Below are 13952 nucleotides of genomic sequence, written 5' to 3' on the forward strand. Positions count from 1 at the left end.
GCAAAAGTGCTTGTTTCTGACCAAAAATTATAGTTCCAATTTTTGTCGCAATAATTTAACATAATTGCGGCTGACTGGAATTTTATCTGGAACCCCAGTCAATGTTAACTGGTACGCTCCATTAAACCATGGTGTTAATTGTTCGACTTTCTCGACATTAACGAGATAACTTTTATGAGTGCGGAAAAATAGATTATCTTTTAGTTTTTGTTCTAGTTCCTTTAAAGGAACTTTCGTATGATACGTTTTTTGTTTTGTCACAATTACCGTCTCTTTTATTTCACGGTAGCAATACAAAATATCATGCGGTGAAACATAGATGATACGATCATCTTCCTCAATCGCTAACTTGCGAATTAAAAATTCTGGAAATGTTTCACGTTCTTTTTGACATTTGCGAATCAGGCGCATAACTGTTTCATTCACTTGGGCTTCATCAAACGGTTTCAGCAAATAATCGACTGCCTCATAGCGAAATGCTTCCACCGCATAATTAGGGTATGCTGTAGCAAAGACAATTCTGGGCGGCTGTTTCAACTGTTGCAACATTTTCGCCAGGTTTAATCCTGACATTTCTCCAATTTCAATATCGAGAAAAACAACATCAGGCTGCAATCTCAATATCTTCTCTAAAGCGCTTTCCCCACATTCTGCTTCGGCAACGATGTCAATTTGCTGATAAGCATTTAAAAGATGTTTGAGTTCCTCACGGCTCAGCGGTTCATCATCAACGACCATCACTCGAATGCGCAATAGCACATCCTCTCCTTTCTTTCTCCTTATATGGAATAACAAGCTGAACAGTCGTTCCTTTCCCCTCTTGAGAAATAATCGATAGTTTCGCATGTTCTCCAAGCAGCGATTTTAACCGTTCATTGACATTATATAATCCGATTCCTGCTCCAGATGGTGAAGCGACAGGCTTTTGCAATAAACTCGACACTTGCTCCTTCCTCATCCCTTTTCCATTGTCTGAAACGGCAATTTCTACAAACGAACCGCGTGATTTAACGGAGATCACAATTTCGCTTCCTTTTTTCATATGACGCAGTCCATGTTTAATCGCATTTTCTACAAGCGGCTGAAGCGTCATTGTCGGCAATATTAATTGTTCATATCCTTCTTCAATTTCATAAAAGATGCGCAATTTATCTTGAAATCTTGCTTCTTCAATAGTCAAATAAGCGCGAACATGCTTTAGCTCTTCTTTCAGAGTAGACAACATCTCTGTGGCACCGACTAAATTTTTGCGAAAATAATGAGCTAACGACAAAAGAAGCTGTCTTGCTCGATTTGGGTTAACTCGAATGTATGACACAATGGTATTTAAGGCATTAAATAAAAAATGGGGGTGCACTTGAGCGTAGAGTGCTTTCATTTGCGCCTCTTTCATCAGCTGATAATACTTTTCTGTCTCTGCAATTTCCAGTTGCAAACTTAAAAGCGAAGATAAACCTTTGACAAATTCAAAAGTGATTGACGATAAATCTGCTTCTGAGCGAAAATAAAATTTCAATGTGCCCACTGTTTCGTCTTTTCTCTTTAGCGGAGCAATAATCTCCTTATGTAATGGACAGCCAATATGGTGGCAAATGACTCGATCATGAACATATAGCATTTCACCTGTTTCTATCACCTTCCGCGTCGTTTCCGTTTGAATAGGCTCCCCCATAAAATGGTGATCACTTCCAACTCCGACATGAGCAAGAATGCGTGTTTTGTCTGTTACCGCCACCGCCATCGCCGGAACTTCTTTTATAAAAAGATCACAAATCGCTTTTGCTGATTGCGGTGTTAATCCATTGCGAAGATGACTAATGGTCGCTTCTGCAAGCCGCATTGCTTTTGCAGCCTGCAACGCTCCCGCTTTTTCTTCTTCTTGAAAGACATTACGAATGACCAAAATAAAAATCGCGCTGCCAAGACCGTTGGCAATAATCATTGGAATCCCAATCACTTCTACTAGCATCCATGCATGTTCAAACGGTTTGGCAATCAAAAGAATCATGAACATTTGCAATGCTTCTGCTCCCATGCCGACAATAAGCGCCAGCAACGGTGAAAATGCAGCAACTTCCTTCTTACGATGATGGACAATTCCAGCAATCGCTCCAGCAATAATGGTCGAGACTCCACAAGCAACAGCAGTAAATCCATCAAGAAACAGGCGATGAATCCCGGCAATGAATCCTGCTCCTAATCCAATCCGCCAACCACCAAGCAAACCAGCAATCACTACTCCGATGACTCGCGAATTCGCCAACGCTTCATCCTTTTTAAGCACCCACGACCATTTCGATATCTCTAATGTGCCAACGTGCACAGTTAATCCTGTATATGTGCCGACAATACCGAAAAGACCAAAGATGAGCATAATTGTAAAACGCTGTGTTTTTCCGACATCTTGATGGTAAATAAGGCGGCGGAAATAGGGAAGGCGGGTCAGCAAAAATGCAACCATCACGATGATGCCGAGCCGCTCAAACATGGAAAGAAAAAGTTGCCACATCGAAGCTCACCTCTACTTTCATCATTCGCTTTGCACATGGATAAAAAATGTTTTGTATCTCAAGCAACATATAGAAAAAAAGAACAGTCATGAACAAACCGACTGCTCTTACTCAATGATCTGCCATATGACTGGGAGCGAATGTTCCAACACATATTGTATCTAAGTAAAAGAAGGGCTACAACATCAGAAAACTAATTCGCTCTACAAGCATTGGAAGGTCGATACATGGATGACGGTTGACTTGAATGCAATAAATCGTCCAATTTCAATGTTTTTCATATCAATGCCATTGAACTAACAGAATAATATCATTTTTTGACAAAACGACTTCCTAATTTCAGTTGAATAGTTCAGTAAAAAATCTATCATCTCCCTAGCGACCGCATCTAGTCCATATCCCGATTCAAAATACTCACTGTTTGCCAATCCGCAATGACTTCGGTTCAAATCCTTGATATATCAACTTTTTTCGGTGGCCGTGGTCCCCAATATTGATAATACTGGGTTTCAATAAAACCGTTAAAGAGTTTGCGCCGTTTCGTCGCCGGCTTGCCGTAATATTTCTCAAATTCCTTATGAGACGTTAAAATGTAAATCGACCATGTATCAAGCTTAGCGAACGTCTTCCCCATTTCTTCATACATTTTTTCTACTTCTTTGCGTTCTCCTAAGCGCTCACCATAAGGCGGATTGCCAACAATCACACCGTATGGCTGTTTTAACGAAAAGTCTTTCACCTGCATTTGTTTAAACGTAATTAAATCACCTAATCCAGCTTCAAGCGCATTTTCTTTTGAAATGTTCACCATACGATGGTCAATATCAAATCCATATATTTCTAGCGGCTGGTCGTAATTGGCTAAGTCTTCTACTTCTTGACGTGCTTGTTCCCATTTCCGTTTTCCAATCCAATCCCACTGTTCAGAAACGAAATCCCGGTTAAAACCAGGGGCAATATTTTGACCAATTAAAGCAGCTTCGATTGGAATCGTTCCTGAACCACAAAATGGATCGACAAAAGGACGATCTGGAGTCCAATTTGTTAGTTGAATAAGCGCTGCTGCCAATGTTTCCTTCAATGGCGCTTCACCCTGTCCAACGCGATAACCGCGCTTATGAAGACCAACTCCGCTCGTATCAATTGTCAATGTAGCAATGTCTTTATGTAAAGCAACTTCAATCCGATAAAGCGGTCCAGTTTCTTCAAACCAAGAAACGCGGTAATGCTGTTTTAAACTTTCTACCACCGCTTTTTTCACAATCGCCTGACAATCAGACACGCTGAATAATTTCGACTTTACCGATTTGCCGATGACGGGAAATTCGGCATTAGCCGGGATAAAATCAGCCCAATTTAACGCTTTCGTCTTTTCGAATAATTCTTCAAAAGACGTTGCTTTAAATTCCCCTACTTTTAATTTGACGCGGTCGGCTGTTCTAAGCCATAGATTGGCACGACAAATAGCAAGTTCATCTGCTTCAAACGTAACTTTTCCATTTTCTACAGTACAATCATAACCAAGATTGCGCACCTCATCAGCGACAATCGATTCCAGTCCCATTGCCGCTGTTGCAATTAATGTAATTGTTCCCATTTCACTCACCCTGTTCATCATTGATTCCAAATTTTTTACCGTTTCGAGAGAGGAAGCGGTTTTGAAACATAGTATCCTTGTTTTTGTAAAAATTGGGATGGTTTATCTTTTTCTACTCTCTCTATGATTCATTGAAATCGTCAATCATGCACGATCTTAATAATCGTTTGATATTTGAATAAGATTTTCCAAGCGTTTCGGAAACAAACAGCGATTCGGAACGTCTGTGAATATATCATCATGCGCCAATCAGTTTAACTGTTCTACATGTCGTTTATGTTCGGTCATATCAGAAAAAATCGCGACATCGTTCATAATGTCTCCTTCTTTATCTGTAACGGAATGAATCGTCAGCCACTGAACAAACAGTTCGCCATCTTTCCGTTTATTCCAAATCTCACCTTTCCAAAAACTATTTTTTAATTTCTTCCTACATTTTTTCATAAAACTTCTTATCATGCAATCCAGATTGTAAAATGCGTTGTTTTTCCCCATCATGTCATCAACACTGTACCTAGTTGCTACTTCAAGAGCTAGGTTGGCTCATCATATATTTGAATCGGTGATACCAACACTCTCACTTGTATATTCAGCAAATGTCGTTTGCTCTAACGTTTTTGCATTATGTATTCTTATTTCCCGGCACTTTTCAAAAAACATTGCCGATTTTTCTTAAAGTGTAGGTCTTATCCGCGCTTAAAAATAAATTTTCCGTTGCCTAAAGTAAACATATTTGCCTACTTATTGCCATATAGGTCACCGTTTTATTACAAATAAGAAAAGCTCTCCTTCAAATTGTCGGAGAGCTTTTCTTATTTCCTTACTCCCATTAATAATGTTCTGTAAGCCATGTTCTGTACCTTCGTACTGCAAACGGCTTCTCGCCTCGTACTCCGGCGGTAATCATCTATCTACAGATGAGAAACTCATCTGTCCTTCCCTCCGTTCATTTCCTTCGGGAAGGTGCCCCTACCATCATTTGGGTTTCTCGCTCGTGGGGTTTACCGCGTTCCACCTCTAAGGTTTCCCTTAGAGCTACGTCACTGTGGCACTTTAAAGGTAATCGAACCATATCCTCAGGCGGACTTAGGTTCTTTCCCTGCCGTCAGCCCAGCCGTAGCCAGACTGCCCTAGCTTATGGTTTCGCTAGGCACGAACACTACGGGCATCTCAGCACCGTGCGAGCATGGACTTTCCTCTACGACAAAAGAATTGTCGCAGCGATTACCCGAACATTATTAATGTTGTTAGCATGTTGTATTATAGTCAAATTCCTCTCGTTTTTCAATAGTAAATTTTGTATTATGTATCAATCGTATAATTTACTTCCAAACACATGTTTCTCCAAATTAGATAGTCTTTGTAAAATATCGAAATTCGTGGTTCCTGCTGGAGTAGACTGGCGCTTCTGTGCTTCTTCCAACTGCCGTTTCAGGCGCATATTCTCTTGTTGCAGTTCTTCGATTTGTTGATGAAATGTTTCGTAATCTTTAATGATCAAATCTAAAAATTTATCGACTTCATCTTGATTATAGCCTCTCATGCTTACTTTAAACTCTTTTTCAAGAATGTCTTTCGCTGTTAACTTTATGCGATCTGATAGCATTCTCGATCACCTCAGTTCCTTTCACTTTCTTTTTATTTTTTCAAAAATCAAGGGGATTGTCAATTTACCAGTCGTTCATTTGCTCCTCTTCAATAATAGCCTGTAAATCATAAAAAGTAATGGGAAAAATGTCGTATTTCCTTGTTTCTGCTTTTTTCTTCGCAACGTCTAACATAAATTTCGGGGAGCCTTCTTTTTCATCATCATAAACAATTAATAACCCGTCACTTTTTTCCACGATAAATTGATTTTTCAAACGAAATTGACCTGGATTTTCATATTTGCGTTTAGTAATACTGTCAACAAAATCAGCTTGAGAAAGGATAAATTCATAATACTCTTTATTTTCCTCATTCCAATTTTCTTCTTGGTCTAAAAAAGGAGTAAGTATCGCTAACTGCAGATGTGGATAAACAGCTTGCAAGTCAAAGACAACTTCTGCTGCCCACAGTTCGACCCCGAGCTGTCCGCTAATAATCACCCACTCTAATCCATCTTCAGCTAAAGGGATTAGTTGTTTGGCAATCGCTTTTTTAATAAACGGAATCGCTTGATGTTGATGATGAAAAATACCAAGTTCATACGGTTTATAACCAGTGATGGCAAGAACTTTTATCATCGCCTTCCCCCTTATTATAAAAAACAGGAACTGAACGTTTCAGTTCCTGTTTTCCCTTTTTAATATCCCCATGGAAATTGAGGAAATGGAGCAGGGCCACCGCAATGAAAGTGCTGGTTTGATACTTCGTCTACGACAGACTCCGTATGTGGGAAATAGTGTTGATGTTGATAAACATGGTGATTGACATGTGTCGTATGAGACGGATGAATATGTGGCACAATCGTCTCTTGGAAATGATGTTGTGTGCAGCATTTTGTCGGATGAACGATTGGTGCCAGTACATTTGGTCTGCAATACATGAACATTACCCCTTTCGTTTTAAGCTGTGTTACATTACCAGCCTATGCTGAAAGGAGTAGACATGTACTAAGACAGACACCTATTTTTACATAAACGTATAGAAACTATGTTTCAAATTAGAAAAAACAACAGCAATTAAACAAACAACAACAAAAAATAAATATAAAATTTTCTTATACATGCTCATCAAAGCCTTTCTCTCCATCGAAATATACAAAATTCACGATTTACTCACAAGTAGTTATTCTACATATTTTTCGATATTTCTACAAGATTTTAGAAAATTTATAGAATATTCATTTTTCTCTGTCGGCTTTTGCGCTTGCCGAGGAAATAATCATCTTTTTAATTTCCGCTCTAATCGATGGAGACGCCTTAACAATTCCTGTTCTTTCTTTTCATCTTTTTGTTTAAAGGCGCGGACAAGTGACTTCCATATATCGTAAGAATGTAATGCATACGTGTACGCTTCTTCCACCTGCTTGAAATGGTGTTCATATACTTTAGCCAACTCAGTGGCAGCCTTGATTTTCAATAAATCGCTCTGATCTTGTAACAACTCCTGCCAAATGGCAATGGCTTCTTCATATCGTTTTTCTTTTTTATATATAAGGGATAAATTCCATTTTGCTTTTGCCGCCTCTTGTACATTACTTTCTGCTACCCGCTCATACGTTTCTCGCGCTACGCTTATTTCCCCTAATGAATCGAACCAGCGTGCCATTTCAAATTGTTCAGTGGCATTCTTCATCTCATTTGCGCTTAAAATTTGTTTTGAAAGATGAATATATAACACAATTAATGACAACACATCGATTTCGTTATGTTTTAGCACACCGAAAATTCCTTCTGGATTTTGCGTCGAAAGAAAATCAAAATACAACATTGGTGCTAAAAAGCCCGGGATATCTTCATGACGTTCAATACCAAGTATTTCTTTTTCAACATTGACTAAACGTACTGATTCCAACTTGTGTTTCCAAATTCTCCTTGAGGCATGATACAAATCATAATGACCAAATGCCGGAAGCTTCGGAACAACATCGCGGATAAAGGTATGGCGTGTCTTCAATACAGGCCAGTCAAACGCTTTTCCATTATACGTAACAAGTGTTGTATAGTCTACTTCAGACAAGAAACTTTGATAAAGTGCTACTTCTGCCCCCGGGTTCGGTAAAAAATGTTGCCGGACCACAACCCGGTCATCAAGCACCCGGGCATGACCAAGCAAAAAAATCGTATTACCCGCTCCGCTTCCTAAACCTGTTGTTTCTGTATCAAAGAAAAACAAATCAGAGACTTCATGATGTTTGCTTGAAAGAGGATGTTCAAAGCGTGAATGTTTCCACTGACGATGAACGTCATAAAATTCGCCAAGCTGATAATGACCATGTTTATAATGTAAAGGATAGCTCACTTCACGCACGAAACAATATTGGCCATCAAAGAAAAACGGCTTGGCTCCGAAAGATTCCCAATGTTCCAAATAGGGAATCGACACTTTTTCATCCGATTGTTGTGATACTGACTGTTTTCGATCATCTGATTTAGACGGGATTGACATATAGCCTTTTAATCTCGATAATTTCTTCTGAATTGACATCGCTTACCTCTCGCTTTAGACTTCACATATTGTATTTGTATCGAGTTCTGACCGATTTCTTTTATTCCAACTTATCTAAAAATGCTAAAATTGTTTGTTTTATAGGATCAATTGTTTCTTCAGTCACTCCTATACACGAAGGACAGCCCTTTTCACACGGACAACTTTCAACTACATTTTTCACTTCCTTGATGATTTCGTCATACCTCTTAAACACTTCCTCTGATAATCCAATACCACCTGGATAACGGTCATATAAAAAGATCGTTGGCAATCCAGAATGTGTTGCTTTGATTTGTGGTACGACATGCACATCACCGCGGTCACACATAACAAATATTGGGACTAAATGGCTTAAAACATGAGAAATGCCGATAAGCACTTGTTCCATCGTTTGAGTGCCTAAAGGAAATATCTCTTCTGAAAACTCAATCCATGCCGCACTAGTATGCAATTCCTCTTCCGGCAGATGGATCGGGCCGGAACCGATATTTTCAAACGTGCTTAGCTTGATTTTCTTGAATATCGTTGGAAGAGCATTTACCGTTACATCACCGTAATGTAAACGGACAAACTTCCTTTCGACTGTTTTATCTTCCTCGAGAACTTTTAGTTGAACGGCTAAATTGGCATCTGTGAAATATTCGACATCCACTTCTCTTACATACGCTTTTTTCTCTTCCCAATCTAGCTTTTCCACTTGATACTGCACACCTTCGTGAAGATAAATTGCTTCTTCATGCAATAAAGTCATAGCACTAAAACGATCCATTTCTCCGATCACTTTATGATTAGCTGTATGGGAGATATCAATGATAACGACATTTTCCTGAGAAGCAGAACGCAAACTGATATTATGTGCTGGAAACGAGTCGTTCATCCAATGCCATTTTCCGCCGCTATAGTGAAGCACCCGTTCTTCAGCAAGAAATTCCATGATCTCATCGACTTCGATATGACCAAATTTTTCACCTTTGCGAAATGGTAATTCGTAGGCAGCACATTTTAAATGATCAACAAGGATAATTAAGTTATCTGGATTAATGCGGGCAGATTCTGGCGAACGGTTAAAAAAGTATTCCGGATGCTGGACAATATATTGGTCCATTGGTGCAGAACTGGCCACCATAATAATGAGCGAATCCCCATGTCTTCTTCCAGCCCGTCCCGCTTGCTGCCATGTGCTTGCAACTGTTCCCGGATAACCCGTCATAATACATACTTGAAGTTGACCAATATCAACACCAAGCTCAAGAGCATTTGTACTAACAACTCCGATAATGTCGCCATTGCGCAATCCTTTTTCAATTTCTCTTCTCTGTTTCGGCAAATACCCACCACGGTAACCACGAATCGTTTTAGGGCCTAGTTCGTCCTTAACAAGTTCCTGAATATGACTTAAAATCACTTCTACCCGCACACGGCTGCGGGCAAACACAATCGTTTGGATATGATTTTTCAAAAATTCCTTAGCAAGATGATTCACTTCTACTGCAGCGCTTTTCCGAATATTTAATGGTTTGTTAACGATAGGCGGGTTATAGAAAACAAAATGTTTCCGCCCTCGAGGAGCTCCATTATTATCTATAAGTGTCATTGGTTCCCCAGTTAAATGTTCGGCAAGCTCTTTTGGATTAGCAATCGTTGCTGATGTGCAAATAAATTGAGGGTTGCTTCCATAAAAGCGACAAATGCGCTTTAAGCGCCGAATCACATTGGCAACATGACTGCCAAATACGCCTCGATACGTATGAAGCTCATCAATGACGACATATTTCAGATTTTCAAACAATGATACCCATTTTGTATGGTGTGGCAAAATCGCAGAATGTAACATGTCAGGATTCGTTATGACAATATGTCCCGCTTTTCTCACCTTTTGCCGGATACTCGGTGCCGTGTCACCGTCATACGTGTAACTATTAATGGGAATTCCCATTTCCTCAATAATTTCGTTTAACTCAATTTTTTGATCTTGCGCAAGGGCTTTTGTCGGGAATAAGTAAAGCGCCCGATGACTCGCATTTTTCGCAATCGCTTGAAGCACTGGTAAGTTGTAACAAAGTGTCTTACCAGATGCGGTTGGCGTCACTGCAACAATATTTCTTCCTTCTTGAAGTGCTTCATAAGCAGAGTATTGATGTGTATATAGTGCGGCAATTCCTCTTTGTTCTAGCGCTTTTCGAAGGCGGTGATCAACGCTGTCAGGCATCGGAACCGTTTTCGCTTCTTGCGGTTCAATTTCATGCCAATACACGACATTCGGATTATTTCTTAATTCTTCTATTAATTGAGAAAGACTTTTTTTCTTCATCTTTTCCTCACCTCATTCAGACCAACTACTATTTTAATCGAAAATGGGTAAAGCTTTCTAGTAAACTACCCACATTTCATTTACTGACACAAATTTGAAGTGGGAGACTTCTTTCGAGATTATGTCAAAAATCAATGCGTTGCTTAATGTAAAGTAAAGTGATTTTAATGAAGTTATTAGCTGAAAATTTTTTCTTTTGTAAGTTTGATCTATATCCAAATAATCATTTTACGCACGGTTTGCCAATGGAAAACAACCGAATTATTTACGATAACAATAAAAAAGCCATGAAAACGAGGGAATCTTGTCTTCATGGCTTTTTCATAAAATTTATGAATAGAATAGAAACAAGAGAAATACCATCTTCTTACTCAAATTTAGTGACTTTTTACAACAATATTTATTTGAAGAGTTTTTTTATCCATTTTAATGCATTTGGATTGTTTGGGTAACGGATGGATAAATCAAATTTCGTCGTTTGTTTAAGGATGCTTTTATAATGCGAAAAAGTATCAAAGCTAGCTTTACCGTGATAGGCACCGATTCCACTTTGCCCCACTCCGCCAAAAGGAAGGTACGGAGTCGCAATATGAAGCATCGTGTCATTCAAACATCCGCCGCCAAAGCTAATTTGCTCGATCATTTTTTCTTGGATGTTTCGATTTTCAGAAAATAAGTATAAGGCTAACGGCTTTTCATATTGCTGAATCATTTGAATCACATCTTCAATAGATGTATACTCGATCACCGGCAATATGGGGCCAAAAATTTCTTCTTTCATGATGTCATCATCCCAGGTAATTCCTTCGAGAATCGTCGGTTCAATCCAACGTTTTTCAATGTTATAACATCCTCCATGGACAATTGTTCCTGTTTTTAAAAAATCAACAAGACGCTGAGCGTGACGTTCACTAACAATCGCAGAATATCGCTCGCTCGTTTCAGTATTTTCTCCATAAAACTCCCGAATGTAGTATTTCATTTTGTCAATAAGCGGCTGTTTGACATGTTTATGAACGAGCATATAATCAGGAGCAATGCACGTTTGACCAGCATTAGAAAATTTCCCCCAAACAATTCGTTTGGCAGCAAGTTCTAAATTTGCACTCTCATCCACAATTGCTGGGCTTTTTCCACCAAGTTCAAGCGTGACTGGCGTTAAATGCTTAGCAGCAGCTTCCATGACAATCTTTCCGACAGGAACGCTGCCTGTAAAGAAAATGTGGTCAAAACGCATTGTTAACAATTCTGTACTAACATCCACTCCACCTTCTACGACCGTAATATACCGTTCATCAAATGTCTCTGAGATCACTTTTTTTAGAAGACGAGACATGTTCGGCGTATATTCCGACGGTTTAATCACCGCACAGTTACCAGCAGCAATGGCACCAATTAAGGGAGCAATGGCGAGTTGAAATGGATAGTTCCACGGAGAAATAATTAAAGTGACCCCATATGGCTCCGGATAAATATAGCTCCGTGAACCAATATGAGTAATTGGTGTTCTCATCCGTTTTGGTTTTACCCATTTGCGCAGTCTCTTGACAATAAAGTTGATTTCTTCATATACGAACCCCACCTCTGCGCTATACGCTTCCAACTCTGGCTTTCGCAACTCCGCTTTTAACGTCTGTATGATTTCTTTTTCGTATCGTTTAATTACAGATTTCAAACTTTTCAACTGTTCAAGGCGAAAATCAATATCCCTCGTTACCCCAGTACGAAAATATTCTTTTTGTTTCTCTAAAAGGGGTCTGACCCCCGATGCGTTAAAGTGATAAAGTGTCATTTGTCTCTATCCCCCTTTACACCGTAGAAAAAACAGTACGGTTAGCTTTTCAATAAAGCGTTCTAAATCAACGGTATCATACACCAGAGCAATGGCTCAAAGCATTCGGCTTGGATACCGGCATGGGAAACATGACCGAATTTATCACCGGAGAATATTATACCTTACTTTTCATTCTTATCCTTTCGATTTACTGCATCATGACAGCTAATCAACTGATGACACGGTTAATCGCTGGCGATTCGATAGCGTATTTACTGGCCACACCAAATTCCTGGAAGAAAATCTCCTTAACCCAAGCTTTCGTCCTTTCAACAGACATTGTTATGATTGCTCTTATCACAACCGCCTCTAGAATCTTTAGTACTGAATGGCTCGTTTCCGATTACTCGCTTGATCGCTAAAATGAATTTGGTAGCGCTTTTTCTATTAGCACTAATTCATTTTTTCAGCCATTGTCAATGACGAAAAACGGGTATTGTCTTTATCAGTAGGTGTCACTTTTCTTTCTACTGTTTCGATTTAGTGGGTTAACTGACTAAGAAATCTCTCTCTATTTTCGACTTTTCAACCAGCAGAAATGGCTCAAGGAAACACAGAAATACTTTTCGTCTCACTTCTATTGATAATTGGTGCTACCTCCTATGTATCTGTGTGATTTAGGGGTCTGACCCCCGCTTCATTAAAACGTTAAAGTGTAAAAAATTGTTTGTTCACAAGGAAGAAGGGCTGTCCTCCTTTTTTAGAGGACAGCCCTTTTGGGATAAAAGTTCTATCAATCTTCATCGCTTGCGAAGAAGCGTAAAATGTACGTAAATAAATTAATGAAATCAAGATAAATATTGACAACAATCATTGGAATTTCTTCTTCCGTAAAGCCATAGCGTACTAAACGATTGATATCAAAAATCGTAAATCCAAGGAAAATCAGAATTCCTAACGCAGAAATTCCCATTTGTCCTACACTCGAAAACGGAATAAACCATTGAATGAGCAATAATCCTAATAAAGCAAATAAGCCCATCGTTAAAAATCCGCCTAAGAACGAAAAGTCTTCTTTCGTTCTTGCTGCATAAATCGCAACGCCTACAAATGAAACAACTGCTAAGGTAAATGCCTTAAATACCTCGCCAGTACCAAGAATATTGATATAGCTGGCAATAACATGATACAAAGTCAGTCCTGATACAAGCATAAAGCTATACATCAGAGAATAGCCAACTGATTTCTTGCTTCGCGCTACAATCATAGCAATCAATAAAATAAATTCTAAAATAATAAGCGGAAGCACCATGCTTACTGGAACCCATTGTCCGATAAAAAATCCGAAAGCAACAACCGCTAATGCGGTTAAAAATGCATAAACTAACTTAGCTACTGGGCTTGTTTGATACGTTGTTGAATAACTCATTACACTCCCCCCCTTTTTATTCATTTTATCATATTTCCTTTATTTCTAACTATTAACTATAAAATATATATTTCTGCTCCAGTTTGTTAAAAAATTAGGTTGTATATAGATTCAGATTAATTTTCCGACATAACCACCTGTCCGATGCGTTGGAGCACTTTTTCTGGAAATTCAGAAAGGTACTCTAAGAACGAAAC

At 39.0% G+C, this 13952-nt stretch carries 11 protein-coding genes, 1 other RNA gene and 1 pseudogene; 1 reads left to right on the forward strand and 12 read right to left on the reverse strand.

Translation table 11 applies throughout. The features are described 5' to 3' along the window. Positions 1-27 precede the first annotated feature (27 nt). The 11 genes and pseudogenes from HNQ85_RS13280 to HNQ85_RS13330 all read right to left on the reverse strand — a co-directional run bounded on the left by HNQ85_RS13280 (position 28) and on the right by HNQ85_RS13330 (position 12344). On the reverse strand, positions 28-759 hold the full coding sequence (locus HNQ85_RS13280; RefSeq protein WP_181538187.1) for a LytTR family transcriptional regulator DNA-binding domain-containing protein: 732 nt from the start codon (positions 757-759) through the stop codon (positions 28-30). Then, complete coding sequence (locus tag HNQ85_RS13285) at positions 728-2509, reverse strand: sensor histidine kinase (protein WP_181538188.1); 1782 nt, start codon at positions 2507-2509, stop codon at positions 728-730. Before HNQ85_RS13285 ends, HNQ85_RS13280 begins: the two co-directional genes overlap by 32 nt. Before the next feature lie 446 nt (positions 2510-2955). Continuing rightward, the gene (locus HNQ85_RS13290; RefSeq protein WP_181538189.1) at positions 2956-4107 is read right to left on the reverse strand and encodes a THUMP domain-containing class I SAM-dependent RNA methyltransferase; all 1152 of its coding nucleotides are present in this window, start codon (positions 4105-4107) and stop codon (positions 2956-2958) included. 249 nt (positions 4108-4356) lie between these two features. Then, a pseudogene (locus tag HNQ85_RS13295) lies at positions 4357-4638 on the reverse strand (GGDEF domain-containing protein); the annotation flags it as partial. Between the two features lie 307 nt (positions 4639-4945). After that, positions 4946-5343, reverse strand: an RNA gene (gene rnpB / locus HNQ85_RS13300) — RNase P RNA component class B. 73 nt (positions 5344-5416) lie between these two features. Beyond that, positions 5417-5713 (reverse strand): cell division regulator GpsB, encoded by a 297-nt coding sequence (gene gpsB / locus HNQ85_RS13305; protein WP_181538191.1) that lies wholly within the window; start codon positions 5711-5713, stop codon positions 5417-5419. Between the two features lie 64 nt (positions 5714-5777). Next, positions 5778-6329: an SLOG family protein gene (locus HNQ85_RS13310; RefSeq protein WP_181538218.1), complete on the reverse strand. Its 552-nt coding sequence runs from the start codon at positions 6327-6329 to the stop codon at positions 5778-5780. Between the two features lie 62 nt (positions 6330-6391). Further along, a complete protein-coding gene (locus HNQ85_RS13315) occupies positions 6392-6634 on the reverse strand; it encodes a spore coat protein (RefSeq protein WP_181538192.1) in 243 nt (80 codons plus the stop codon). A 338-nt stretch (positions 6635-6972) separates the two neighbouring features. After that, positions 6973-8238 (reverse strand): ribonuclease H-like domain-containing protein, encoded by a 1266-nt coding sequence (locus HNQ85_RS13320; RefSeq protein WP_181538193.1) that lies wholly within the window; start codon positions 8236-8238, stop codon positions 6973-6975. A gap of 61 nt (positions 8239-8299) precedes the next feature. Then, complete coding sequence (locus HNQ85_RS13325) at positions 8300-10552, reverse strand: DEAD/DEAH box helicase (protein ID WP_181538194.1); 2253 nt, start codon at positions 10550-10552, stop codon at positions 8300-8302. Between the two features lie 400 nt (positions 10553-10952). Next, positions 10953-12344 carry an aldehyde dehydrogenase gene (locus tag HNQ85_RS13330; protein ID WP_181538195.1) on the reverse strand — a complete coding sequence of 464 codons (1392 nt, stop codon included), beginning with the start codon at positions 12342-12344 and terminating at the stop codon, positions 10953-10955. Between the two features lie 122 nt (positions 12345-12466). Here HNQ85_RS13330 and HNQ85_RS13335 point away from each other — a divergent pair, with 122 nt between their 5' ends. Next, entirely contained in the window at positions 12467-12748 is a 282-nt protein-coding gene (locus HNQ85_RS13335) for a hypothetical protein (protein ID WP_181538196.1), read from the forward strand. A 371-nt stretch (positions 12749-13119) separates the two neighbouring features. Here the strand turns inward: HNQ85_RS13335 and HNQ85_RS13340 are convergent, their stop codons facing one another. After that, positions 13120-13755, reverse strand: coding sequence for a Bax inhibitor-1/YccA family protein (locus tag HNQ85_RS13340; protein WP_181538197.1), 636 nt, complete (start codon positions 13753-13755; stop codon positions 13120-13122). Positions 13756-13952 lie beyond the last annotated feature (197 nt).

Origin of the sequence: [Anoxybacillus] calidus (assembly GCF_013760845.1) — a bacterium.
GTDB classification, from domain to species: Bacteria; Bacillota; Bacilli; order Bacillales; family Anoxybacillaceae; genus Paranoxybacillus; species Paranoxybacillus calidus.